We start from the raw sequence: 25,196 nt of genomic DNA on the forward strand, positions 1-25,196 counted from the left end.
CGGCCACTTATGTGGCCGTTTTTATTCGCATCAATCAGATTACTTACTCGGCGTGTTCTTCATGATCGAAAGGCTTATCTTTGGTCACGCGCACCAGGTCAATACGGTAATCGGTCGCCTCAATCACCTGGAAATGCAGCGGCGGTAAATCAATCACTTCGCCCGGCAGCGGTAGCTGGCCTTTCTGCGCAATTAACAAACCAGCTAACGAGGCGTGATCTTCATCGGCCTTCACTAACTCGTGATGATCCAGCAGCTGTTGCAGCGAGTGCAGATCGGTACCGCCCTTCACTAACCAACCGTCGCCATCGGCAATGATATCTGGCGTTTCATCTTCATCCGGGAACTCACCGGCAATCGCTTCCAGCACGTCCAGCGGCGTGATCAGGCCCTGTACCACACCAAATTCGTTGGTAACAATTACGAAGCTACCTTTGGCACGGCGCAGCACGCCCAGCAGATTAATCGGGTCCAGCGTTTCCGGTACCACAATCGCTGGCGTGTTAGCGGCAAAGGTTGCCACATCCATACCGTGTTCCAGCGCAACCAGCAGCTCTTTGGCACGCACTACACCGATGATTTCATCCAGCTCACCGCGACACACCGGGAATAAGCTGTGTGGCGTATCCAACAGCTGAATACGGATTTCATCCAGCGGACGCGAAACATCCACCCACGAAATGTTACCGCGCGGCGTCATGATGCTGCGGATTGAGCGCTGCGATAACGTCAGTACGCCGTTAATCATGTAGCGTTCTTCGTCTTTAAACGCTTCCTGCGGCATCGCTTCGGTCAACGAGGTTTCTTCGGTGGTCGTCGCTTGCTTACGCTGACGTCCACCCATCAGACGGAGAATCGCTTCGGCGGTGCGTTCACGCATCGGCCGATGTTCCTGATGCTTAATAAAGTTACGGCGCGCAATCTGGTTGAACAGCTCGATGATGATCGAGAAGCCAATCGCCGCGTACAGGTAACCTTTAGGAATGTGGAAACCAAAGCCTTCGGCCACCAGCGACAGACCAATCATCAGCAGGAAGCTCAGACACAGCACCACCACCGTTGGGTGTGCGTTAACAAAATTCGTCAGCGGTTTCGAGGCCAGCAGCATCACGCCCATGGCGATTACCACCGCAGTCATCATCACCGGCAGATGGTTCACCATACCGACCGCAGTAATCACCGCATCAAGTGAGAACACCGCATCCAGCACTACGATCTGAATCACCACCGCCCAGAAACTGGCGTAGCTCTTATTGCCCTGATGTTCGAGTCCGCGGTTCTCGAGTCGCTCATGCAGTTCCATGGTTCCCTTGAATAACAGGAACAAACCACCGAACAACAGAATTAAATCTCGTCCGGAAAAGCTGAAATCGCCTACGCTGAATAGGGGTCGCGTCAGCGTCACGATCCAGGAGATCAGTGACAGCAAGCCAAGACGCATAATCAAGGCGAGCGACAAACCAATCAGTCGGGCTTTATCGCGCTGCTTCGGCGGCAATTTATCCGCGAGGATGGCGATAAACACCAGGTTATCAATACCGAGAACGATTTCCAGCACGATCAGCGTAAGCAAACCCGCCCAGATTGAGGGGTCGAAGAGAAATTCCATCAATGACTCCTTACCGAACGTGAAGGCGCACGAAATTGCATCTGCACCAGAGGGCGAGACGAGAGATCGTTACAGGTGGTGATAACGCTGAAGAGCGTGGAAGCAGGCGCGGAAAAGCGCTGAGAACATGTTGAGCGACGTCGGTGACGGTCCATAAAGGTGAGCTGAAGCCCGGTACTCCTGAAAAAAAAACAGAACGCTAATGTATCAGTTACATCAACGACGTCAAAAAAATTTATTACATTTACAAATATCTACGTGAACGCATGAATAACGAACAAAAGTACACATTAGCGCCGTTACGCTCGAAATAGCTGACAAACATCACATAATTTATTTTTTCGATCACTAAAATAAATCGCGACCTTATCGCTGTGCAGCGGATTGTTTCGTTTTATTTATTGATGCTCTTTCTCTATCACATCACTAACGATCCACCTGAAACACTAACGGTAATTTTCAATGATTCCCGGCAATGCCAGAGAATCTCTCACGCGAACGGAGGTAGCAAGTGACCATTGCTATTGTAATTGGTACACATGGCTGGGCGGCAGAACAGTTGCTTAAAACAGCAGAAATGCTGTTGGGTGAGCAGGAAAATGTCGGATGGATTGATTTCGTTCCCGGCGAAAATGCAGAAACGCTAATCGAAAAGTATCAGGCACGGCTGGCAGATCTCGACACGTCAAAGGGCGTGTTGTTCCTGGTCGATACCTGGGGTGGCAGTCCATTTAATGCGGCCAGCCGCATTGTGGTAGATAAGGATGGCTATGATGTCATCGCCGGCGTCAACATTCCGATGCTGGTGGAAACCCTGATGGGACGTGATGACAACCCATCGCTGGAAGAACTGATTCACATCGCGGTAGAAGCCGGTCGTGAAGGCGTTAAAGCCCTCAAGACTGAAACGCCTGCGCAAGCCGCAGCTGCACCGGCTCCGGTTGCAGCGAAAGCGCCTGCTCAGCCGCAGAAACCGATGGCTCCGGGCGATCACATGAAAATCGGCCTGGCACGTATTGATGACCGCTTGATTCACGGGCAAGTGGCCACGCGCTGGACCAAAGAGACCAACGTTAGTCGCATCATCGTAGTGTCTGATGAAGTGGCCAACGATCATGTGCGCAAAACCCTGCTGACGCAGGTTGCCCCGCCGGGCGTCACCGCGCATGTGGTGGATGTCGACAAGATGGTTCGCGTGTGGAACAACCCGAAATATGGCCAGGATAAAGTGATGCTGCTGTTCACCAATCCCACGGATGTAGTAAGGATTGTTGAGCAAGGCGTGGACATTAAGTCGGTCAATATTGGTGGCATGGCGTTCCGTCAGGGCAAAACGCAGGTGAACAACGCGGTATCGGTGGATGAAAAAGATATCACGGCGTTCCGCAAACTTAATGAACGCGGTATCGAACTGGAAGTACGTAAAGTGTCCAGCGATCAGCGACTGAAAATGATGGACCTGATCGCCAAGGTCAATCCGTAGTTCGCCCTTTGCCTGCATATGTGGGCGAATTTTAGAGACCTTGCAGAGGAGAAATGCAATGGAGATAACCACGCTACAAATCATTTTGATATTTATTGTGGCCTGTATTGCCGGGATGGGATCGATTCTTGATGAGTTCCAGTTCCACCGTCCGCTGGTGGCTTGTACCTTAATTGGTGCGGTCCTCGGTGATATGAAAACCGGTATCATCATCGGCGGTACGCTGGAGATGATTGCATTGGGCTGGATGAACATCGGTGCGGCCGTTGCACCGGATGCGGCGCTGGCTTCTATTATCTCAACCATTTTGGTTATCGCAGGTGGCCAAAGCGTCGGTGCCGGTATCGCGCTGGCGATTCCACTGGCCGCCGCCGGTCAGGTTCTGACCATCATCGTGCGTACCATCACTGTCGCCTTCCAGCACGCCGCCGATAAGGCAGCCGAGAAAGGTAATCTTAATGCGATCAGTTGGATCCACGTTTCTGCGCTGGTATTGCAGGCGATGCGTATCGCGATCCCAGCCTTGATCGTGGCGATTTCTGTTGGTACTCACGTGGTTCAGGAACTGCTGAACTCGATTCCAGAAGTGGTCACCAACGGCCTGAACATCGCCGGCGGCATGATCGTGGTAGTCGGTTACGCGATGGTCATCAATATGATGCGCGCGGGCTACCTGATGCCGTTCTTCTACCTTGGCTTCGTTACTGCAGCCTTCACCAACTTCAACCTGGTTGCGCTTGGCGTGATTGGCGTGGTGATGGCGGTGCTGTATATCCAGCTGGCACCGAAATATAACCGCGTTGCAGGTGCTGCAAATGCCGGTCCTGCAAACAATGACCTCGATAACGAACTCGACTAGGAACAGGTGAAATCATGGTTGATACAACTAACACTCCAAAGAAACTCACCCCCGGCGATGTCCGTGGTGTGTTCCTGCGCTCTAACCTGTTTCAGGGTTCGTGGAACTTTGAACGTATGCAGGCGCTGGGTTTTTGCTACTCAATGGTGCCGGTGATTCGTCGCCTCTATCCAGAAAACAACGATGAACGTAAACAGGCGATTAAACGTCACCTCGAGTTCTTCAACACCCATCCTTACGTAGCGGCGCCGGTACTCGGCGTTACCATGGCGATGGAAGAGCAGCGCGCCAACGGTGCGCCGATTGATGATGCGGCGATTAACGGTATCAAAGTGGGTCTGATGGGGCCGCTGGCAGGCGTAGGTGACCCGATCTTCTGGGGTACCGTGCGTCCGGTGTTTGCTGCGCTCGGTGCTGGTATCGCCATGAGCGGCAGCTTGCTGGGTCCGTTACTGTTCTTCATCCTGTTTAACGCGGTTCGTCTGTTAACGCGTTACTACGGTGTGGCGTACGGCTACCGTAAAGGTGTGGATATCGTCAGTGATATGGGCGGCGGCTTCCTGCAGAAACTGACGGAGGGCGCGTCGATTCTCGGCCTCTTTGTCATGGGGGCCTTGGTCAACAAGTGGACGCATGTGAATGTGCCGCTGGTGGTGTCGCGCATCACTGACCAGACCGGTAAAACCACGGTTACCACGGTGCAATCGATCCTCGATCAGCTCATGCCTGGCCTGATCCCGCTACTGCTGACCTTTGGCTGTATGTGGCTGCTGCGTCGTAAGGTGAATGCGTTGTGGATTATCGTCGGCTTCTTCGCCCTCGGTATCTTCGGTTACTGGATCGGCCTGCTCGGTCTGTAATCAGCCAGCCGGGAGCCCTGCTCCCGGCTATTTTTGAGCGGCATTACTTGAGCGCCCACGTTGAGGTAATTTCGATTGAGGAAGAGTATTTTATGTCACTGACTGACGCGCTGATCGCCCTGCTGATTGCAGGCTTCATTCTGTTCGCCATCTATGATGAAGCGATCCTGCCGCGCCGCAACGGCCCGACCAAACTGCGTGTCGCGCTGCGCCGTCGCCATAAAATTGATAGCGCCATTTTCGTGGTGCTGCTGCTGATTCTGCTATGGAACAACATTGATAAACATGGCACGCAACTCACCACCAATTTGCTGATGGTGCTGTGCTTTATGGCAATTTGGTTGTTCTGGGTGCGTAGCCCGAAGCTGCTAATGAAGGAGAATGGACTGTTTTTTGGCAGCGTGTGGATCGATTACGCTCGCATTCAGAGTATGAACCTGTCGGAAGACGGCATTCTGGTGATGCAACTGGAGCAGCGTCGCCTGCTGATTGCCGTCAAACAGCTGGATGATTTGGAACGCATCTACAATACGCTGGTGGAAGCGCGTTAGTCGCGCTGCCACAACGTCAGCATGAAGTCGGCATCACAGGTAAACTCGCTGGATGCCGCAAGCTTCTGCCACACCTCTTCGCGCGCACGCCAGGCAAATGGCGTCATCTGTAATAAGCTCACCGCCTCACTTCCGCTCAACGTCATGCTGTAATTCATGTTTTGCTGATCGATCTGCTTAAAACCGGCATACATCTTCTCTTCTGCCGCATGCAGCTGCACTTCGCGATAAATCAGCGCCTTGAATTGCTGCAAGTGATGCGGACCCGGCGTCACCGTTAGCAGGTAGCCACCCGCTTTAAGCACACGGCTGAGCTCCTCTTCATTACAGGGCGCATAAATGCGCACCACCCCATCCAGAGAAGCATCGGCAAAAGGCAAACGCTGGCTGGAGGCCACACAGAATCTCACCGTGCGATAGCGTTTAGCGGCCATGCGAATCGCTGCTTTTGCGACATCCAGACCAAAGAGTTGCGCCTGCGGTAACGCGTCGGCCATCGCTACGGTGTAATAGCCTTCTCCGCATCCGATATCTAACAGCTGCGAACGTTGCTCACTCAGGTGCTGCGCGAGGATTTCGGCAACACCCGCGCGCAACGGCTGATAATGTCCAGCATCGAGGAAGGCGCGCCGTGCCTGCAGCATCTCGGCGCTATCGCCCGGTTCGCGCGAACCTTTGTGCTGCACCGGCAGCAAATTGACGTACCCTTCTTTGGCCTGATCAAATTGATGCCCAGCCTCACAGCGGAAGCTATTCGCCTGCTGCAATAAAGGCTGATGACAAAGTGGGCAAATCAAAGACATAGATAACTCCGGGTTAGCAATTCGCGGCGCAGTTTACCCTGATCATCTGGCTACAGAAAGGATAAAAGAAAAAGCCCCGTTCAGTGAACGGGGCTTTAAGATTCGTTTCAGTGGTGCATGGCACCGAGCCTGAGGGCGAAATCAGATTGGGGTAACGTTGACCGCAGCAGGACCTTTCTGGCCGTCCTGGATTTCGAACTCAACGCTTTGGCCTTCGGCCAGAGTTTTAAAACCATTGCCCTGGATTGCAGAGAAGTGTACGAACACATCTTTGCTACCATCAGCAGGAGTAATAAAACCAAAACCTTTAGACTCGTTGAACCACTTAACCTGACCTTTAATCTTTGCCATTTCGCAAATTTCCTTTCAATGATTATATTGCCCGCAGGCAGACTTACAGATAAACCAGAGACATTACTGAATGAGGCACTAATTTAAGGTTCGGCAAGGAAGCGGTATTCAACGTCAACGTCTTTACTCGTAACTTCTTTACTGAAGATGCCATACATAAACAGAACTGTACCTCGTTTGACCCACGATTTGTTATCACATATCCGTAAATTAATGGCAAGCCATTTTTAAACGGTGATCGACGTGACGCACATAATTAGTTAATTGGCGCTGCACTTCATCAATCAACATATTGACACCCAACCCGTAAGATGCGCAAAAAAGGGTTATCTGTCAGTATAGTTAGCGCTTAATCCTCACTTAGTCAAGCGCAGCGGTAATGTCTAAACAGGTACATTTTAAAGGGGTTAACAGTACGACAAAAATATTGCACTAATATGGCATCAAAAAATATTCCACTAAAAAGTTCGCCAGCCACACAACAACTGCGCGCCGTTCAAATCTTGTACAAATAGTTTTCTCAGGTATAAGTTATTAATTGCTTTGCACCAAAATAAGGAGAAACCAATAATATGCGCCCCATATAAACGCATTAACATTAGGTGGCATTTATCTCAATTTTAACTATCTACCCAACAATTAAATGTTAAAAAAAACATTGATGAGCTTGATTTAACAAAAACTCCTTAGGATTAATCTTAGTTGATATTCTTTCTCGCAGAGATCATCGCTATTCATACTTGATTTAGGAAGCGAATTCGCTAAAAGGCATTATCCCGCCACGCACCATTTCAGTGCGCAGCCGGTTGCCCTATCGGCGATTATTTGCCCCCTTCCAACGGCTTAGCGTTCCGGGATCATCCGAATAAAATCGCGTTTTTCATCCGCGTCTTCATCCGCTGGTGGTTTTGCTGTGGATGGCTGTGCGTCAACCAGACGACGCAGTAGCGCATTCTGTTTCTTTTGCTCTTCGATAACGGCTTCCAGCAAACGGATCTGTTCACTGGCGCGCACGCTAGCCCGGTTAACAAAGAACCAGACAATAAAGGCCACAAGAATGATGATGGCCAGAACGCCGTAGTTAAACAGCGGGCTGGTGTTTGCGGCTAATTCGTTCATAACTGCCTCTGTAGTCAAAAATCAAACATCTATTCCGCCGCTGATTCTACTCGTTGCCGGGGCAAAAGATAATGGGTAGCGACGGAAAGCAGATTATCCCGCAAGACCCTCTTTCAGTTATCTCTGATCGATTCGATGGCGAAAGCGAGGCATGCTGCTACAGTAGATTCGCAGCCATGTTGGACGCGCTGCGTTGTGTATCACAAGGAGAAAAGATGAAACTACTTATTCGGACGATTATGCTGGTGGCATTAATTTGGTTGGCGATGCTGCTAACCGGCTATGGCGTACTCACCGGCAGCAATAAAAATGCGGCGGGATTGGGACTGCAATGCAGCTATCTGACCGCACGCGGCATGATTACAGCACAGTATCTGCACACAGACAGCGGTATCGTCGGCGTAACCGATTGTCCACTGCTGAAGAAAAGTGGCGAAGTGGTCGACAATTAAACGTTGAAACGGGCTGGCAACAGCCCGTTTTTCATTTCAGAACGGATAGTCGTGGTAGCCCATTTGTTCAGACAGATTGCGCGCCGCACGGTGCAGCATCGCCACATACTCATTTTTGGCTTCTTCTGAAAAACGAATGGTGGGGAACGAAATGCTCAATCCCGCAATCACCACGCCAAAGCGGTCAAACACCGGCACCGCGATACAGCGTAAGCCCTCTTCCTGCTCTTCATTATCTTCGCCAAATCCCTGCACTTTCACCTGATCCAGCACCGCCAGCAGCCCTTCTGCAGTAACAATGGTTTTGGCGGTACTGCGGCGGAATTCCACTTCGCTGAGGATCTCCTGCACTTCAGCGCGATCGCGCCATGCCAGCAGCACTTTACCAATCGCGGTGGTGTGCAGTGGATTGCGGCGGCCGATGCGCGAATACATACGCAGGTTATACAGTGAATCGATTTTATGGATATAGACGATGCTGTCTTCTTCCAGCGCACCGAGGTGAATGGTTTCTTTAGTCAGACGCGACAGCTCACGCATCTCAATATCGGCGCTACGAATCAGATCAACGTTTTGCAAAGCTTTGGCACCGAGTTCAAACAGCTTGAGCGTCAGCGAGTACTTCTCACTTTCCCCTTCCTGCGCCACATAACCAAGCGATTTCATGGTTTGGAGAAAGCGATAGACGGTGCTTTTCGACATCATCACGCGTTGGGACAATTCGGTGATACCGTGATCGCGCTCTTCGCCCAGCGCCTGCAGAATGCCAAACACTTTCATCACCGATGAAACCGAGTCCGGCTGTTTATCGTTATCGCTGCTCGCCATGGCGCGTATCCTTTTTTGACAGTGTTTCAAAAAAAACGGAACAGAAGCGCCAGTATATGCGTTTCAACCTGATGGCGGCAACGACTGACGCTAAGTGACACATCCACACGTAATTTTATGTCAATGAATGCGGTGCTTTTCGGCAGCGAATTGATTAGCATGATGATATTCACTTCCTTTACTTACCTAACTTATGTCCTCTACTGTTGCTCAGGATGGATTGCCCGTTCCACAGCGCTATGGCGCGATCATCACCATTGCACTCGGTATCATGATGGCGGTGCTGGATGGGGCTATCGCCAACGTGGCTTTGCCGACCATTGCGCGTGAATTGAATGCCAGTCCAGCCGAATCGATCTGGATTGTTAACGCCTATCAAATCGCTATCGTTATCTCGCTGCTGTCGCTGTCGTTTCTTGGCGATATGCTTGGTTACCGCCGCGTCTATCAAGTTGGACTTGCGCTGTTTATCGCCACCTCGCTGTTTTGCGCCCTCTCCTCATCGCTGAATACGCTGACCGTGGCGCGCGTGCTGCAGGGCTTTGGTGGCGCAGCGCTGATGAGCGTCAACACTGCGCTGATCCGCATCATCTATCCGCAGCGCTTTCTCGGGCGCGGTATGGCGATTAACTCTCTGATCGTCGCGGTGTCGAGTGCAGCCGGGCCAACCGTGGCGGCAGCGATTCTTTCGGTCGCCAGCTGGAAATGGCTGTTCCTGATCAACATTCCACTCGGTATTGTTGCGCTGTGGCTGGCGTTGCGTTTCCTGCCAGATAACCCACAGAAAGCCAAACAACAGAAATTCGACGTACCCAGCGCCATAATGAATGCGTTGTTCTTTGGGCTGCTGATTACAGCACTGAGCGGTTTCTCACAAGGGCAAAACGGCTGGCTGATTGTGGCCGAGTTGGTGGCATTGGTGTTGGTAGGCATAGTGTTTATCCGTCGTCAGTTAGCAATGCCGGTGCCATTGTTGCCAGTGGATTTGCTGCGTATTCCGATCTTCTCGCTGTCGATTGGCACTTCAATTTGCTCGTTCTGCGCGCAGATGCTGGCGATGGTGGCGCTGCCGTTTTTCCTGCAAAACGTGCTCGGTCGTGATGAAGTAGCAACCGGTTTGCTGCTCACGCCGTGGCCGCTGGCAACTATGGTGATGGCACCCATTGCGGGTCGATTGATCGAGAAGTTCCATGCCGGATTATTGGGCGGATTGGGATTAGCGATGTTCGCTGCCGGTCTGTTCCTACTGGCACTGTTGCCGACTCAGCCAACTGATGTGGATATCATCTGGCGCATGATGCTATGCGGTGCCGGTTTCGGTCTGTTCCAGTCACCCAACAATCACACCATCATCACCGCAGCACCGCGTAATCGCAGCGGTGGTGCCAGCGGAATGCTCGGCACCGCGCGTCTGGTGGGACAAAGCAGCGGCGCGGCGCTGGTAGCTCTGATGTTTAATCTGTTCAGTGACCACGGTACACACGCCTCACTGCTGCTGGCAGGTGGCTTTGCCAGCGTTGCCGCCGTGGTGAGCCTCGCGCGTATGACGCAGACACGGCAGACTGCCGAATCCTGAAAACAGCAAGGGCGCCATCTGGCGCCCTTGTTTTTGGTATGCAAACACTGGCTACTTCAGGTATTCACCGCTGCGCAACGCTTCGATACGTTTATCGAGCGGCGGATGCGACATGAACAGCTCACTAAACGATTTGCTTTTACCGTTGATACAGAACGCCATCATGCTGCCTGGCTCCTGCGGCTCGTAGCTGGTTTTCAAACGTTGCAGTGCGGCAATCATCTTCTCGCGACCCACCAGTTTGGCGGAACCCGCATCGGCATGGAATTCACGGTGACGTGAGAACCACATAGTGATGATGCTGGCAAGGAAACCGAACAGCAGTTCCAACACCATGGAGACCGCGAAATAAACCATCGGATTACCGTTACTGCTCTCTTCACCGTCGCGGTTACCCGACAGGAAGCCAGCAGCTATCTGCGCCAGAATACGCGAGATGAAGATAACAAAGGTGTTCACCACACCCTGAATCAGCGTCATGGTGATCATGTCGCCGTTAGCGATGTGGGCGATTTCGTGTGCCAGCACCGCTTCCGCTTCATCGCGGCTCATGTTTTGCAACAAGCCGGTGGAAACAGCGACCAGCGACGCGTCACGGCGCGCACCTGTCGCAAAGGCGTTAATGTCGGGCGCGTGATAAATCGCCACCTGCGGCATCGCAATGCCAGCCTGTTGTGCCTGGCGGCCGACGGTTTCCATCAGCCAGCGTTCCGTCTCATTACGCGGTTGTTCAATAACCTCACCGCCAACGGATCGTAACGCCATCCATTTGGACATCAGCAGTGAAACAAACGCACCGCCAAAGCCAAACAGACCTGCCATAATCATCAGACCCTGAACACTGCTTGACTGGATTCCTGTCAGACTCAAAATCAGTCCGAATACCAACATCACCGCCAGGTTGGTGAGCAGGAAAAGAGCAATACGCATCATAAACGTTAATCTTCCTCAGTTGTGCACGCGCATATGCGCGGATATCTATCCTATGGTCATCGCCGCGCATTTCAAGCAACCTTAATCTTTAAGTGTCTAAAAAGACATAACTTTACATTAGGCACTGAAGTGCGCAATTCAGTGTATCAGCAGCGCTTAATAACGATTTTAGCCTAAAAAAAAGCACCGCCGAAGCGGTGCTGTTTCACAGGCCAAACGGTTATTTCGCGCTTTCGGCTGCAGGCTGAGATTTCTCCAGCTGCGCCATGTCGTTAGCGATTTTCACCGTTTCATCCAGATACGGATCCGGCTCTTTATAGTCCTTCGGCAGATCTTCGATGCTCTTCAGCGGCGCTTTGCCTTCCGCCTGATAGCGTGCGTTGATACGTTCCAGACGCAGTGCATCATCTTCGCGGTTCTCTTTCTCACGCTGAGCAAGATTAAGCGACACGATATTACGCTTGTCTTTCATCGCATCGAAACGCGCAATATCTTTCATGATGTACTGGAACTCGCGATCTTTAGCGATGCGATCGGCGTGCTCTTTGGTCAGCTGCGGCACCAACGGCGCGATATCGCCGGTTTTGGTGTAGCTTGCCGCATTCACGCTGTCCCAAGGCAACGCGTTGTCCTCGAACTTCTCACCGGTTTCAGCCGCTTCGACGCCGGTTGGCATCAGCAGATCCGGCGTTACGCCTTTACGCTGGGTGCTGCCGCCGTTGATGCGGTAGAACTTCTGAATGGTGTACTGTACGGAACCCAGCGCTGGCCACTCAGGACGCAGCATCTGATCGTAGATGCGGTTCAGCGAACGATACTGCTGCACGGTGCCTTTACCGAAGGTCGGTTCACCGACAATCAGCGCACGACCGTAATCCTGCATCGCCGCAGCGAAGATTTCAGACGCCGAAGCACTGAAGCGATCGACCAGCACCACCAGCGGACCTTTGTAATAGACAATGCCGTCGTTATCGCTGTCTTCGCGCACGCGTCCATTGTTATCACGCACCTGCACCACCGGACCGCTTGGAATAAATAGGCCAGAGAGTGAAACGGCTTCAGTCAGGGCGCCACCGCCGTTGGTACGCAGATCGATCACCACGCTGTCGACGTTCTGCTTCTGCAGTTTCTGCAGCTGCACCTTCACATCGTCAGTCAGGCCAACGTAGAAGCCAGGAATGTCGAGCACGCCGACCTTCTCTTTGCCAACGTTATGCACGGTGCCTTTCACGGCGCGATCTTCCAGACGGATTTTTTCACGCGTTAGCGTGACGGTGCGGGTTTTAGTGCCCTTACCGGCTGGCAGGATTTCAAGGCGTACTTTGCTGCCTTTCGGTCCTTTGATTTTTGAAACCACATCATCCAGACGCCAGCCAATCACATCTTCCATTGGCTTGCCCGGCTGAGCAACACCGACAATGCGGTCGCCGACGCTGATCGCTTTACTCTTCGCCGCCGGACCACCCGCGACCATCGAGTTGATCACCGTGTAATCGTCATCCATCTGCAGCACTGCGCCGATACCCTCCAGCGACAGGCTCATTTCGGTATTGAACTGCTCGGTGTTGCGCGGTGAAAGATAGTTAGTGTGGGGATCGATTTCGTGCGCGAACGCGGTCATCGCCAGCTGGAACACATCTTCACTGTTGCTTTGCGCCAGACGACGGATGGCAAAGTTGTAACGCTTGGTCAGCGTTTCGCGGATCTCTTTCTCATCTTTACCGGCCAGTTTCAGGCTCAGTTCGTCATATTTAACTTTGGCATCCCACAGCGCGTTGAGCTCATCAACGCTCTTCGGCCATGGCGATTTTGCCCGGTCAATGTCAATGGTGTCATTGCCGGTGAAATTCATTGGGCGGTTCAGCACGCTCAGCGCATATTGATAGCGCTCAAAGCGGCGTTTCTGCGCCAGATTGTAAAGATCGTAAAACACATCCAGCTTACCGCTGCGGAACTCATCACCGACGGTGGTTTTCTTGTCGGCGAATTGCGCGACATCCGATGCCAGCAGCACGTTGTGGCTGTAGTCGAGCAAATTCAGGTAGCGATCAAAAATTTTCGCGGAAAAGTCCTGATTCAAATCGAACTGGCGATAGTGAGAGCGGGTAAAACGCGATGTAACGCGTTCGCTGACGGTGGGATGCTGTGGATCTTCGTGTAGCTGGGGAATCTGGTCGGCGCGGGTAATATTATCTGCACCAAAGGTGGGGCCTGCTAAAAGCAGGCCCGCGATCATACCGATCTTTAAAATATTGTTCATGCCAGGGTCAGCCTCCGTTTCAGAACTGCAAATGTTCTGCGCGCACAATCATAGCCATGCCGGAAGCGAGCTGAACCCGAACGCCATCTTTGGTAATTTCCAGAATGGTAGCGTCCATTGCACCTTTGCCTGCGGTCACTTTGATGTTCTGGCCGGGCTGCAACGTTGAGGTATCAGTGACAGGTTTAGCACGCGGTGGCTGCGGCGCTGCGGCACGTTCAGTAGCGGCCGCACGCGGCGCCTGAGGACGTGGCTTACGCGGTGCATCACCTTCGGCAGCTTTACGCGGAGCAGGCTTGCGCGGACGACGTTCAGCGGTCTCTTCACCGGCTTCACGCTTCTTCGCTTTCTGCTGATCGCGCTGCGCCTGAACGCGGGCTTTAGCTTCTTCCAGTTGCTTGCGCGCATGTTCTACGTGTTGCTCATCCAGCACGCCACAGGCGTTGCCATCGAGATCGACACGGATGGCACCTGCTTTGATGCCATAAAGATAACGCCAGCTAGAGGTATAAAGACGTAAGGCAGAACGCAGTTGCGTCTTGCTCAGGCTCAGTTCGCCTTGAACACGCTCGACCAGATCTTGAAAAATGCCGATTTTGAGCGGACGCGCCTCGCCTTCGGCGCTAAAGCATTGCGGAAAACGTTCCGCCAAAAAGGCGATGACTTCTTTACTGCTATTCAACTTAGGTTGATTTTCCATGAAATTTCCTGATTACAACGGATTTGCCGACCAGAGCAGGCATGAACAGGCGACATTATAATGACAACATCGCCAAATGCTATGTGATCCAGTCGATTAGCTGTGCGTCAGCTGAATAAATTTTACGATGTCGCTGCCCGCCAGCACTTCACAAAGCCCGTCGGTAAGGGCCACCAGCCCCGCTTCATCCTCGCTATCGAAGCGAGAATAAACCGTACTATCAATGTCTAAAACACCCACGAGGGTGCCATTTACTTTCAGAGGAATCACGATTTCGGCGTTGCTGGCCGCGTCACAGGCGATGTGACCTGGGAACGCGTGCACGTCTTCCACCAACTGCACTTTGTCCTCGGCTACCGCTGTACCACACACGCCTTTGCCAACCGGAATACGTACGCAAGCGATTTTGCCCTGGAACGGGCCCAGCACCAGCGTGTTCGGTTCCGTCAGTAAATAGAATCCAGCCCAGTTCACGCCTTCCAGACGTTCAAAAAGCAGCGCGCTGCAATTACCGAGCGCGGCCAGGAACGAGGTTTCGCCCGCCAACAGAGCGCGGATATCGCGATTCAAATCCTCGTAAAAAGCTTTTTTGTTCATTGTTCAACCATAACTCGTCACTGTGGTGACCTTGTTGTCACTCAGTTGTTAAAATAAGCACTAATAATCCAGGCGCATAAGGTGAATCATTCTGTTAGTTACTATACCCTTAGCAGTCGGTGGATAAGAGTATTCTGGTACCACCGAATATTGCAGGCAAATTTGCGCTACTCAGCATGCCGGTAAACGTAACGAACGATGGGCACTTGCGTCACCTATGAAAATTCACGCTATCAGCCAGACGTTGCCCCACGCACGTTATCAGCGTTGTCCGCAATGCGATACCCTTTTTTCCTTACCGGATGTGAAATCGCATCAGACAGCCTATTGCCCCCGCTGTCATGCACAAATACAGAGCGGCCGTGACTGGTCAATGACGCGACTCACCGCCATGGCGGTGGTGATGATCGTGCTGATGCCGTTCGCTTTTAGCTTGCCGCTGGTCGATATTCGCCTGCTGGGCATGCGCATTAACGCCAGCCTGGTGGAGGGCGTGATTCAGATGGCGCAGCAGGGCGACACCCTAACCGCGTCGATGGTGGCGTTTTGCACCATTGGCGCGCCGGTCACGCTGGTCGTCGGCATCCTCTATCTTTGGCTGGGCAATGCGCTCGGTATGAACCTGCGCCCGGTCCTGCTGATGATGGATAAGCTCAAAGAGTGGGTGATGCTGGATATCTATCTGGTCGGCGTGGCGGTGGCATCAATCAAGGTGCAAGATTACGCCTCGCTGGAGGTGGGCTACGGTTTAGTGGCTTATATCGCGCTGACGGTGCTCAGCTTGCTGACGCTGATTCATCTAAACGTTGAGCAGCTGTGGGAACAGTACTATCCGCAAGCGATGCCCACTTCCCCGCCCGAAGAGTGGCAAGTGTGCCTTAACTGCCATCAAACCGGTGTAGCCGATGAGCGTGGGCGCTGCACGCGTTGCCACACACCGCTCGACTATCGCCGCCGCCACAGTTTGCAGAAATCCTGGTCAGCGCTCATCGCCTCAATTGTGCTGCTGATCCCCGCCAATTTGCTGCCGATTTCGGTGGTGTACGTGAATGGCGCACGCCGTGAAGACACCATATTTTCCGGCATTCTGGGATTGGCATCGGGCAATATTCCGGTTGCCGCCGTGGTGTTTATCGCCAGTATTCTGGTGCCCTTTACCAAAGTGTTAGTGATGCTGACCTTGTTGATCAGCATTCATTTCAAATGCGAACAGGGGTTAAAAACCCGCATTCGCCTGCTGCGCGCCGTCACCTGGGTGGGCCGCTGGTCGATGCTGGATCTGTTCGTGATTGCTGTAACCATGTCGCTGGTCAATCGTGACCAGCTTCTGGCTTTTACCATGGGACCGGCCGCCTTCTATTTTGGTGCCGCCGTTGTTCTGACCATTATGGCTGTAGAGTGGCTTGATAGCCGCCTGATCTGGGATGCACATGCAACAGGAAACGCCGACTACACCGACTAGCGCCAATCTGCGCAACAAGCGCAAGATTTCGCCGTTCTGGTTATTGCCCATCATCGCCCTGCTGATTGCTGGCTGGCTGCTGTGGACCAATTATCAGGAGCGCGGTACGACGATCACCATTAACTTCCAGACCGCCGACGGGATTGTGCCAGGCCGCACACCCATTCGCTATCAGGGCGTTGAAGTGGGCACGGTGCAAGGCATTGTGCTGAGTGATGACTATCGCAGCATCCAGATTAAGGCCAGCATCAAAAGCGACATGCGCGATGCGCTGCGTGAAGACACCCAATTCTGGCTGGTGACGCCAAAAGCGTCGCTGGCGGGCGTCTCCGGACTTGATGCGCTGGTCGGCGGTAACTACATCGGCATGATGCCGGGCAAAGGTAAAGAGAGCGATCACTTCACCGCGCTCGATACCCAACCGAAATATCGCGTCAATACCGGCGAGCTATTGATCCACCTGCGTGCGCCGGATCTCGGCTCGCTCAACACCGGTTCGCTGGTCTACTACCGCAAAATTCCGGTGGGTCGCGTTTACGATTACAGCCTGAATAACAGCACCGATGGCGTCACCATTGATGTGCTGATTGAGCGCCGCTTTATCAATCTGGTGAAAAAGCAGAGCCGCTTCTGGAATGTCTCCGGCGTTGATGCGGATGTCAGCCTGAGCGGTGCCAAAGTGAAGCTGGAAAGTCTGGCTGCGTTAGTGAATGGCGCGATTGCCTTCGATTCGCCCAATGACGGCGAGCAAGCGCAGGTGGATGCCAATTACCAGCTCTATCCGGATTTGGCGCGCAGTCAGCGCGGCGTGCAAGTGAAACTGGATTTGCCGAGCGGCGATAATCTGAAAGCCGATAGTACGCCGCTGATGTATCAGGGGCTGGAAGTCGGCACCTTAACCAAACTCAACCTGCTGGATGGCGGCAAGGTCACCGGCGAGCTGACGGTCGATCCTTCAGTAACCGGTTTGATGCGCAGCGGAACGCGCATTGAGATGCGTACACCGAAGATCAGCCTGACCGACACCAATATCAGCAGCCTGCTAACCGGCAATACCTTCGAACTGGTGCCCGGCGAAGGTGAGCCGCAGGATCACTTCACTGTGTTACCGGCCAGCGAAACCTTGCTGCAAAAACCGGACGTGCTGACGGTAAAACTCAGCGCGCCGGAAACCTACGGCATCGATGCCGGCCAGCCGGTGATGCTGTATGGCATGAAAATCGGCCAGGTGATTTCACGCACGCTGGATGAGAATGGCATCAGCTTTGTCGCAGCTATCAACCCGGAACACCGTAATCTGGTGCACGCCGACAGCAAGTTTGTGGTGAATAGCCGCCTCGATGTGAAGTTTGGCCTCGATGGTATGCAAGTGCTGGGCGCCAGCGCACGCGAATGGGTGGATGGCGGCATTCGCCTGATTCCCGGCGCGAAAGGCAATCCATCCAGTCGTTATCCTTTATATGCCGATGCGGAACGTGCCCAGGAAGGCATCGTGGGCGAACAGCCGCCGACCACGCTGAAACTCACCGCCAACAGCTTGCCAGATGTGCAGGCCGGTTCGGTGCTGCTGTACCGCAAGTTCCAGGTCGGTGAAGTGGTAGATGTAGTGCCGCGCGCGGATGCGTTTGAGATCTCGATTCACATTCAACCGCAATATCGCAAGCTACTCACCAGCGAAAGTGTGTTCTGGGCCGAAGGCGGCGCCAAAGTGCAGCTCAACGGCAGCGGTTTAACCGTGCAAGCGTCCCCGCTCAATCGTGCGCTGAAAGGTGCCATCAGCTTCGATAATCTGACCGGTGCGCAGGCAGCGAAAGGCGTTAAGCGCGTGCTGTACGCATCAGAAACCGCCGCGCGTGCAGTTGGCAGCCAGATTACCTTGCACACCTTTGATGCCAGCAAACTGGCGGCGGGAATGCCAATTCGCTATCTCGGCATCAACATTGGCCAGGTTGAATCACTGGCGCTGAGTTCGGATAACAATCAGGTGGTCGCTAAAGCGGTGCTTTATCCGGAATACGTGCAGGACTTCGCGCGCATCGGCAGTCGCTTCTCGGTGGTATCTCCGGAGATCTCTGCGGCGGGCGTTAATCATATCGAAACGCTGTTGCAGCCTTATCTCAACGTCGATCCGGGCAAAGGTGCACCGGCGCGCACCTTTGAACTGCAGGAAAGCACCATCACCGATTCACGCTACCTGAACGGCTTGACGATTTATGTCGATGCAGCTGACGCCGGATCGCTGTCGGTCGGCACGCCTGTGCTGTTCCGTGGCGTAGAGGTGGGCACGGTAACCGGAACGTCGCTGGGCAATATGGCGGATCGCGTGCAGATCGCGCTACGCATCAGTAAGAAGTATCAACATCTGGTGCGCAACAACTCGGTGTTCTGGCTGGCTTCCGGCTATAACTTCGATTTCGGTCTGATTGGCGGCGTGTTGAAAACCGGCACCTTCCAGCAGTTCATTCGCGGCGGCGTACAATTTGCCACACCGCCGACGGTGCCATTAGCACCGCAGGCCGGCGCCAACAAACACTTCCTGCTACAGGATGAAGCGCCGAAAGCGTGGCGCGACTGGGGCACCGCGATTCCGGACCCTAATCAACCTTAAGCAAATCGGGCAGCCTGGCTGCCCGATTCTTTTTCGCGTGTTACACTTCGCGCTCATTTCGTTTCCCGGTAGATGCCCGTGTCCGATCGCTTTCCCGAAGATTTCCTCGCGCTGATGCGCGCCAGCCTTGCTGACGACGCCGAACTGCAACGCTTTCTCGCCATTAGCCAGCAACCGTTGCGTCGCAGCTTACGCGTCAACACCTTAAAAATTAGCGTGGAAGATTTCCTCGCCCGCACCGCCGACTATGGCTGGCGCTTATCGCCCATTCCGTGGTGTGCCGAAGGATTCTGGATTGAGCGTGATGACGAATCGCTGCCGCTTGGTAGCGTGGCGGAGCACCTGAGCGGGCTGTTCTACATCCAGGAAGCCAGCTCAATGCTGCCGGTTACCGCGCTGTTTGATGCCGCACCCGATGCGCGTCAGGTGATGGATGTGGCTGCCGCACCGGGTTCCAAAACCACGCAGATGGCCGCATTGATGCGCAATGAAGGCGCTATTCTGGCGAACGAATACTCGGCCAGCCGCGTTAAAGTGCTGCACGCAAACATCAGCCGCTGCGGTGTCAGCAATGTGGCGCTGACGCATTTTGATGGCCGCGTGTTTGGTGCCGCGCTGCCAGAACGTTTCGATGCCATTCTGCTCGATGCGCCCTGCTCTGGCGAAGGCGTGGTGCGTAAAGATGCCGACGCGCTACGTAACTGGACGCTGGCCAGCACCGAAGCGATTGCCGAAACCCAACGCGATCTGCTCGATAGCGCTTTCCACGCCTTACAGCCCGGCGGCACGCTGATTTACTCCACCTGCACACTGAATCAGATCGAGAATCAGCAAGTGATTCAATGGTTGCAACAGCGTTATCCCGATGCGGTTGAAATCGTACCGCTGAACGGCCTGTTCGCCGGAGCCGATCAGGCGTTAACCGCCGAAGGTTTCCTGCACGTATTCCCGCAAATTTTCGATAGCGAAGGTTTCTTCGTCGCGCGTCTGCGTAAAACCGCCAGCATTCCGGCATTGCCCACGCCAACCTATAAAGTTGGCAAACTGCCCTTCTCTCCGGCCAGCCGCAAGCTGAGCGCCGAAGTGCAGCAGGCGGCGGCAAAAGTCGGCTTGCAGTGGGATGAGAACCACACGCTGTGGCAGCGCGATAAAGAGCTGTGGCTGTTCCCGGCGGCGCTGGAGAGTTGGTTGGGCAAAGTGCGCTTCTCGCGCATCGGCCTTAAGCTGGCAGAAACCTTCCCGAAAGGCTACCGCTGGCAGCACGAAGCGGTAGTGGCGTTGACGCAGCCAGGCAGCGCGCTGGATTTCGAACTCACCGATGCAGAAGCGGAAACCTGGTATCGCGGTCAGGATATCCATCCGGAAACCTTGCCCAACCGGGATGAAGTGATCGTCACCTATCAGCAGCAGCCGCTGGGATTGGCGAAGAAAGTGGGTAATCGCATTAAAAACAGTTATCCACGTGAACTGGTGCGCGACGGGCGTCTGTTCCGTTAAACGTTACTGCAATTGCACCAGAGTGAGATGATTGCCGAAGACCGCGCCAGTATCGATGTAATGCTGATTCGCCACATTGAGCGGTTGTTCTAACGGCGTGTGGCCGAAGTAGAAATCACTGGCGCCATCGATGTGGGTTGAACTGCCGCGTTGATGGCGTCCCAGCCGATCGCGACTCCACACCACTTGTTGCCAGTCAACATCCTGCCCCAGCGCATAATGACTGGCAGGATAATCGGCGTGGGCAATGACCACTACGCGATCGCCGAAATCCAGATGCAGGATCAACGGTAACTCAGCGCAGCGTTTTAACGCATGGCGCGCAGCAATTAATTTTGCGCCCTTCAACTGCCAAAACCACTCGCCGCCGTTCATCATCCATAAGGTTTGATCTCGCCCATCCAGCGCAGCGAGCGCCATCTGTTCGTGATTGCCGCGCACGCAGCGAAACCAGGGTTCCTGCATCAGCGCTAAACAGCCAGGACTGTCCGGCCCGCGATCGATTAAATCGCCCACCGACAGCAATAAATCCTGCTGCTTATCGAAATCCCGCTTCTGCAGTTGCGCATCGAGTTGGGCGCGGCAACCGTGCAGATCGCCAACCACCCAAATCTTTCGCCACAATTGCGTGTTTACCGTTTGGTAAAGCATGTAATCTTCCCCGGTTGACTGGAAGTTTAGTGAGCCCGGCATAAAGTATAGTCCGGTCAGGTTTAGCCAGCGGAGGGAACAGCATGAGCGGACGGAAGCAATTCATTGGTGTGTTAATCGTTATTTTCATTGGTAGCTTGCTGCTACTGGAATCACTCGCTCGTCTGGTACATCTGTTATTTGTGGGATAATTACGCCACTTTACATTCCGCGCTAAACGCCTAAACTCCTTTGCGCATCATATAAAGGAGCCTGTATGAGCCAGAATATTTACGACAATCCTACCTTTTTTGCCGGTTACGCCACCTTGCCACGTTCCGTTAAGGGATTAGACGGCGCGCCAGAATGGCCCGCACTGCGTGCATTACTGCCTGACCTGCAGGATAAACGTGTTCTCGATTTAGGCTGCGGCTACGGCTGGTTTTGCCGATACGCGCAGCAGCAAGGCGCGCGCGACGTGCTGGGACTCGACGTTTCCGAGAAGATGCTGGCGCAAGCCACGAGCATGACGCAGGGAACGGAGATTTGCTATCAGCGCGCCGATTTAGAAACTTTGCAGTTAGGCGAATCCTTTGATCTCGCTTACAGCTCGCTGGCGCTGCACTACCTCACCAATATTGACGCGCTTTTCGCTACCCTGTTTGAGGCGATCACGCCGGGCGGCGCGCTGGTGTTTTCCTGTGAACATCCGATTTACACCGCACCTACACAACAGCAGTGGATGGTTGATGAGCACCAGCAGCGCTGCTGGCCGGTCAATCATTATCAGCAGGAAGGCGAGCGCATCAGCAACTGGTTTGCCGATGGCGTGAAGAAGCAGCATCGCAAGCTGGCAACCTGGATCAATGCAGTGATCGGCGCAGGATTTGAGATGGTGCATCTCGATGAATGGGGCCCGAGCGAAGAGATGGTTGCGCTGAATCCCGCGCTGGCGGAAGAACGCGATCGTCCGATGATGTTTTTGCTGGCCGCGCGTAAACCGTTGTGACGTTGTCTTGAGGCTGCACACTGCAGCCTTTTACATATCCCTGCGACGCTATTTGTGACATTCAAGGGGCATTGCGTACTAGCGCGTGATTAAAAAGATCGCCAGCAAGAAGAAGGCTAATAAACCGGCGAATGTCAGCGTTCCAATACGCGGCGTTTTGGCGCGGCCAACTACCACACCAATAAAGATACAAAGCAGCGTTAGGGTGCCAATCATTACCCAGAGAAGATATTGTGTATTTGCCATGAAGGATCCTTATCCGGCCATTAATCAGATGCGCCAACGTTATACCATTTTTCGCACAGACTGACTGCAGCTATATGACCGCACCTTTTCTGCTGATTATTTCCCGTTCGGTCATCATCAAGTCGCGTTATGCTCGCAACGCACAGCCTTGAGATTTTCCAACTGCTGTAAACGCGCTGCAGCCTTATTGTTCGCACTGGCTTTCGCAATGCCGTTACCGATACCAAAATCCCCGACGAAGCCGAGTATGGTTAGCGCGTCAAACTCGCCAGTTTTATCGATCTGCTGCTTAACACTTTGGCTTTTAACAATCTCCTGATTCAGTGCTGCACAGTCGTAGGTTTGCGCTTCGGCATCGCTCACATTGGCAGACTGCGGATATTGTTTCAGCGCGCAGCCACTCAGCAGCATGGCGATCAGAATAACAGGCTTGTACATCTTGCAAGATTCTCACTAAAGCGGCGATTTATTACGAGAAACTGTAGCATCTGGGAGAGATGACGATCGGGGGAATAAGTAACGTTAAGATGGGTATTTAAAAATAAAAAAGCACTGCCTAAGCAGTGCTAATAATTCTGATATCAGGCAATTACCTGATAAGCCCTAATAATTATCAGGGCAGAATATCCGTTATTATGCAGTTTTCAACATAATCATTGATGATTTGCAGAAAATGCATTTAGCGCCATGTGGGTTCATTTTAGTAATATCGAACGCGGAGGTGCGATATTGTGAACTCTGGCAATGCGGACATCTTAAACGATGATAAATACGAATAATTACAGACCTAATACATTTGTTGCAGACGGACCTTTAGGACCATCTTCAACTGAAAACTCAACACGCTGACCTTCATCAAGTGAGCGATAATCAGTGCCCTGAATGGCTGAGAAGTGGACGAAAACGTCCTTGCTGCCATTTTCAGGAGAAATAAAGCCGAAGCCTTTTTCAGAGTTGAACCATTTTACCGTTCCAAGAATTTTATTAGACATAATTTTTACCTTTTAAATGAGCCTATTGGCGTAAGGGCCGAGTTGCAGATACGAATCAGAACTTAGGATAAGACTCAAAGAGAAAGGGCTTGAAGCGGCACTAACTGGGATGAGAAATACAATGGGAACTAACCTTCTAACTGTCTGCTATTCAGACCGACGAAGCATTAACGCATTTATTTTCGATACTAGCAAGCGAAAAGAATATTTAATTCTCGGTTAGTGATAATGGTTTTTTGAATTTAGAACGTAAAAAAGAGACAAAAAAAGACCGAATACGATTCCTATATTCGGTCCAGGGAAATGGCTCTTTGAGAGCCGTGCGCTAAAAGTTGGCATTTTTGCAGGCGAGGACGCCTTGCCATTTAAAGGTAGACCAAGATTGGTGGTTTTCCAGCCAATATGGAGGTTTGATACGGAAAGGTGACAACTCTGTGATCGTGTTGACAGAACAAGGAAGCAAGCGTAGCGGCAAAAATGTGCGCTACGCCTGAAAAATTAGGGGATTACTTATCGCACAGTTGCTGGGCGCGATCGATGATCGGCTGCAGACTCATTTTCTGACCGGGATGAGCTTTATCAACGGCGACGATGGTGTCGATCGATTGCAGCGTGCCCTGCCCGGCAGTTTTGCGCGCCAGGGCTTTATCGTTAAGCGGATACTGCAGCAGCGTGCCCGGATTAATCGCGAACAACGCGCCGTCTTTCTCGCAGGTCAACATCACCTCTTCGCGGGTGAAGGGCCATTTATCTTTTCCAATCTCAAAACGGCTGACGGTAATAATCTGTGCCGCCATCGCCTGGCTGCACAGCGCCATCAATACGCAAGCTGGAATCAGTTTCTTCAGCAAAATATCGACCTCATTTCATCTTCTTTAATGACACATTCAGGCCGGTGACAGCGTGGCAAACACACTCACCAACCCAATAACAATAACGGCCAGCAGCAGCTCAAGCTGCGTCAGGCGAATAAACAGATGCGCTGTATTGCTGGCCGCCAGGCGAAAGCGCGGCACCAGCAGATAGCGATTGGTTAACGCGATAGCGATCATCAGCATGACCAGCAGCACCTTCACCACCAGCAACTCGCTCCACAGCGTGGCTTGCCATTTTAGCGGTGAACCGGCAATCAGCAGGCTATTAATCGTGCCGGTCAGCAGCGCTAGCGCTACCGCGAGATGTCCGTAACGCGAGAAGCGCATCATGCAGCGGATCGCATCGGTGCGAAAGGCAATCTGCCGCGCTTCACGCATCAGCACTAATAGCGGCAATAATCCACCCGCCCAGAATGCAGCCGCAATTAAATGCAGTGCATGATTGCATTGCTGCAGCAATCCAGGCCAGCCATCGCGCATCGCGGCATGCCCTACGCCGGCCAAAGCCATCAACTGCAAGAGGCCGCTGCACAACAGCAGATTTTGCCGCAGTGTGCCACGCAGCAGCAGCGCCAACGTGCTCAGCAGTGCGAAAGCAATTTCCCAGCGCCAAACCTGACCGAAGCGTGTGCTAAGCACCGCTTGCCAGATTGCGCTATCACTGACATTTCGCCAGTCGCCGCTCATCAAGCCGGTTTGTGTTGCCAGCATCAACAGCGCGCTGAACAAACTCAGCAGCGCGCTGGTACGTAAAATTAAACCTAAACGTTGTGATAGCAGCGGACGATAGCGGCGCGGCGCCAGCAGCGCGGTATAGAAGGCGCTACCGGCGAGCAGCAGCACCGACAAAAAATGCAGCGCTCGCAAGCCAATCCACAACGTGCTCAAACTCATCA

27 protein-coding genes are annotated in these 25,196 nt (G+C 53.1%); 10 read left to right on the forward strand and 17 right to left on the reverse strand.

The features are described from left to right. Nucleotides 1-43: 43 nt before the first annotated feature. On the reverse strand, nucleotides 44-1,609 hold the full coding sequence (locus VIJ98_RS10775; RefSeq protein ID WP_008110408.1) for a TerC family protein: 1,566 nt from the start codon (nucleotides 1,607-1,609) through the stop codon (nucleotides 44-46). Nucleotides 1,610-2,120: 511 nt separating this feature from the next. Here VIJ98_RS10775 and manX point away from each other — a divergent pair. The 4 genes from manX (at nucleotide 2,121) to VIJ98_RS10795 (ending at nucleotide 5,362) form a co-directional block, all read left to right on the forward strand. Next, nucleotides 2,121-3,092 (forward strand): PTS mannose transporter subunit IIAB, encoded by a 972-nt coding sequence (gene manX / locus VIJ98_RS10780; RefSeq protein ID WP_008110409.1) that lies wholly within the window; start codon nucleotides 2,121-2,123, stop codon nucleotides 3,090-3,092. 58 nt (nucleotides 3,093-3,150) lie between these two features. Then, nucleotides 3,151-3,951 (forward strand): PTS mannose/fructose/sorbose transporter subunit IIC, encoded by an 801-nt coding sequence (locus tag VIJ98_RS10785; protein WP_008110410.1) that lies wholly within the window; start codon nucleotides 3,151-3,153, stop codon nucleotides 3,949-3,951. A gap of 14 nt (nucleotides 3,952-3,965) precedes the next feature. Further along, nucleotides 3,966-4,811 carry a PTS mannose transporter subunit IID gene (locus VIJ98_RS10790; RefSeq protein WP_008110411.1) on the forward strand — a complete coding sequence of 282 codons (846 nt, stop codon included), beginning with the start codon at nucleotides 3,966-3,968 and terminating at the stop codon, nucleotides 4,809-4,811. 92 nt (nucleotides 4,812-4,903) lie between these two features. Next, nucleotides 4,904-5,362, forward strand: coding sequence for a DUF986 family protein (locus VIJ98_RS10795; protein ID WP_061718723.1), 459 nt, complete (start codon nucleotides 4,904-4,906; stop codon nucleotides 5,360-5,362). Here the strand turns inward: VIJ98_RS10795 and rlmA are convergent. The 4 genes from rlmA to VIJ98_RS10815 all read right to left on the reverse strand — a co-directional run bounded on the left by rlmA (nucleotide 5,359) and on the right by VIJ98_RS10815 (nucleotide 7,635). Next, on the reverse strand, nucleotides 5,359-6,165 hold the full coding sequence (gene rlmA, locus VIJ98_RS10800; protein WP_154156369.1) for a 23S rRNA (guanine(745)-N(1))-methyltransferase: 807 nt from the start codon (nucleotides 6,163-6,165) through the stop codon (nucleotides 5,359-5,361). The two genes, VIJ98_RS10795 and rlmA, sit on opposite strands and share 4 nt — an antisense overlap. 141 nt (nucleotides 6,166-6,306) lie before the next feature. Beyond that, nucleotides 6,307-6,516 carry a transcription antiterminator/RNA stability regulator CspE gene (gene cspE, locus VIJ98_RS10805; RefSeq protein ID WP_008110414.1) on the reverse strand — a complete coding sequence of 70 codons (210 nt, stop codon included), beginning with the start codon at nucleotides 6,514-6,516 and terminating at the stop codon, nucleotides 6,307-6,309. A gap of 83 nt (nucleotides 6,517-6,599) precedes the next feature. Beyond that, nucleotides 6,600-6,674, reverse strand: a complete 75-nt coding sequence (locus tag VIJ98_RS10810) for a DUF2627 domain-containing protein (RefSeq protein ID WP_110866451.1) — start codon at nucleotides 6,672-6,674, stop codon at nucleotides 6,600-6,602. 685 nt (nucleotides 6,675-7,359) lie between these two features. Further along, nucleotides 7,360-7,635 carry a YebO family protein gene (locus VIJ98_RS10815; protein WP_008110415.1) on the reverse strand — a complete coding sequence of 92 codons (276 nt, stop codon included), beginning with the start codon at nucleotides 7,633-7,635 and terminating at the stop codon, nucleotides 7,360-7,362. Nucleotides 7,636-7,850: 215 nt separating this feature from the next. On the opposite strand from VIJ98_RS10815, the gene VIJ98_RS10820 reads away from it, so the two are divergent. Then, nucleotides 7,851-8,087 (forward strand): YobH family protein, encoded by a 237-nt coding sequence (locus tag VIJ98_RS10820; protein ID WP_008110416.1) that lies wholly within the window; start codon nucleotides 7,851-7,853, stop codon nucleotides 8,085-8,087. A 36-nt stretch (nucleotides 8,088-8,123) separates the two neighbouring features. Here the strand turns inward: VIJ98_RS10820 and kdgR are convergent, their stop codons facing one another. Further along, on the reverse strand, nucleotides 8,124-8,915 hold the full coding sequence (kdgR, locus tag VIJ98_RS10825; RefSeq protein ID WP_154156371.1) for a DNA-binding transcriptional regulator KdgR: 792 nt from the start codon (nucleotides 8,913-8,915) through the stop codon (nucleotides 8,124-8,126). 193 nt (nucleotides 8,916-9,108) lie between these two features. Here kdgR and VIJ98_RS10830 point away from each other — a divergent pair, with 193 nt between their 5' ends. Further along, on the forward strand, nucleotides 9,109-10,491 hold the full coding sequence (locus VIJ98_RS10830; RefSeq protein WP_323273894.1) for an MFS transporter: 1,383 nt from the start codon (nucleotides 9,109-9,111) through the stop codon (nucleotides 10,489-10,491). 51 nt (nucleotides 10,492-10,542) lie between these two features. Here VIJ98_RS10830 and htpX read toward each other — a convergent pair whose 3' ends face one another. The 4 genes from htpX to VIJ98_RS10850 form a co-directional block, all read right to left on the reverse strand. Continuing rightward, nucleotides 10,543-11,424, reverse strand: coding sequence for a protease HtpX (htpX, locus tag VIJ98_RS10835; RefSeq protein WP_008110421.1), 882 nt, complete (start codon nucleotides 11,422-11,424; stop codon nucleotides 10,543-10,545). A 220-nt stretch (nucleotides 11,425-11,644) separates the two neighbouring features. Further along, nucleotides 11,645-13,684, reverse strand: a complete 2,040-nt coding sequence (gene prc / locus VIJ98_RS10840) for a carboxy terminal-processing peptidase (RefSeq protein ID WP_061718719.1) — start codon at nucleotides 13,682-13,684, stop codon at nucleotides 11,645-11,647. A 19-nt stretch (nucleotides 13,685-13,703) separates the two neighbouring features. Continuing rightward, the gene (gene proQ / locus VIJ98_RS10845; protein ID WP_008110425.1) at nucleotides 13,704-14,384 is read right to left on the reverse strand and encodes an RNA chaperone ProQ; all 681 of its coding nucleotides are present in this window, start codon (nucleotides 14,382-14,384) and stop codon (nucleotides 13,704-13,706) included. Nucleotides 14,385-14,480: 96 nt separating this feature from the next. Further along, complete coding sequence (locus tag VIJ98_RS10850) at nucleotides 14,481-14,981, reverse strand: GAF domain-containing protein (protein ID WP_008110428.1); 501 nt, start codon at nucleotides 14,979-14,981, stop codon at nucleotides 14,481-14,483. Between the two features lie 217 nt (nucleotides 14,982-15,198). Between VIJ98_RS10850 and yebS the strand changes: the two genes are divergently transcribed. From yebS to rsmF, 3 genes are all read left to right on the forward strand, one after another. Further along, a complete protein-coding gene (yebS, locus tag VIJ98_RS10855; protein ID WP_008110430.1) occupies nucleotides 15,199-16,443 on the forward strand; it encodes a membrane integrity lipid transport subunit YebS in 1,245 nt (414 codons plus the stop codon). Further along, nucleotides 16,412-19,051, forward strand: a complete 2,640-nt coding sequence (locus VIJ98_RS10860) for a PqiB family protein (protein ID WP_154156379.1) — start codon at nucleotides 16,412-16,414, stop codon at nucleotides 19,049-19,051. Before yebS ends, VIJ98_RS10860 begins: the two co-directional genes overlap by 32 nt. Before the next feature lie 72 nt (nucleotides 19,052-19,123). Further along, nucleotides 19,124-20,548 (forward strand): 16S rRNA (cytosine(1407)-C(5))-methyltransferase RsmF, encoded by a 1,425-nt coding sequence (gene rsmF / locus VIJ98_RS10865; protein WP_154156381.1) that lies wholly within the window; start codon nucleotides 19,124-19,126, stop codon nucleotides 20,546-20,548. Between the two features lie 3 nt (nucleotides 20,549-20,551). Here rsmF and VIJ98_RS10870 read toward each other — a convergent pair whose 3' ends face one another. After that, entirely contained in the window at nucleotides 20,552-21,199 is a 648-nt protein-coding gene (locus VIJ98_RS10870; RefSeq protein ID WP_154156531.1) for a metallophosphoesterase, read from the reverse strand. Nucleotides 21,200-21,455: 256 nt separating this feature from the next. On the opposite strand from VIJ98_RS10870, the gene VIJ98_RS10875 reads away from it, so the two are divergent. Next, nucleotides 21,456-22,187: a bifunctional 2-polyprenyl-6-hydroxyphenol methylase/3-demethylubiquinol 3-O-methyltransferase UbiG gene (locus VIJ98_RS10875; protein WP_154156383.1), complete on the forward strand. Its 732-nt coding sequence runs from the start codon at nucleotides 21,456-21,458 to the stop codon at nucleotides 22,185-22,187. A 78-nt stretch (nucleotides 22,188-22,265) separates the two neighbouring features. Here the strand turns inward: VIJ98_RS10875 and VIJ98_RS10880 are convergent, their stop codons facing one another. From VIJ98_RS10880 to copD, 6 genes are all read right to left on the reverse strand, one after another. Next, entirely contained in the window at nucleotides 22,266-22,433 is a 168-nt protein-coding gene (locus tag VIJ98_RS10880) for a hypothetical protein (RefSeq protein WP_008110452.1), read from the reverse strand. 117 nt (nucleotides 22,434-22,550) lie between these two features. After that, complete coding sequence (locus VIJ98_RS10885) at nucleotides 22,551-22,871, reverse strand: hypothetical protein (protein WP_154156385.1); 321 nt, start codon at nucleotides 22,869-22,871, stop codon at nucleotides 22,551-22,553. A 195-nt stretch (nucleotides 22,872-23,066) separates the two neighbouring features. Next, nucleotides 23,067-23,210, reverse strand: a complete 144-nt coding sequence (locus tag VIJ98_RS10890) for a cold-shock protein (protein ID WP_085982370.1) — start codon at nucleotides 23,208-23,210, stop codon at nucleotides 23,067-23,069. A gap of 2 nt (nucleotides 23,211-23,212) precedes the next feature. After that, nucleotides 23,213-23,425: a cold-shock protein gene (locus tag VIJ98_RS10895; protein WP_007889586.1), complete on the reverse strand. Its 213-nt coding sequence runs from the start codon at nucleotides 23,423-23,425 to the stop codon at nucleotides 23,213-23,215. 506 nt (nucleotides 23,426-23,931) lie between these two features. Next, nucleotides 23,932-24,279 (reverse strand): YebY family protein, encoded by a 348-nt coding sequence (locus VIJ98_RS10900; protein WP_036650191.1) that lies wholly within the window; start codon nucleotides 24,277-24,279, stop codon nucleotides 23,932-23,934. A gap of 33 nt (nucleotides 24,280-24,312) precedes the next feature. Beyond that, nucleotides 24,313-25,194, reverse strand: coding sequence for a copper homeostasis membrane protein CopD (gene copD / locus VIJ98_RS10905; protein ID WP_323273896.1), 882 nt, complete (start codon nucleotides 25,192-25,194; stop codon nucleotides 24,313-24,315). Nucleotides 25,195-25,196 lie beyond the last annotated feature (2 nt).

This window comes from Pantoea sp. S18, assembly GCF_045689705.1.
In the GTDB taxonomy this organism is placed as follows: domain Bacteria; phylum Pseudomonadota; class Gammaproteobacteria; order Enterobacterales; family Enterobacteriaceae; genus Pantoea; species Pantoea symbiotica.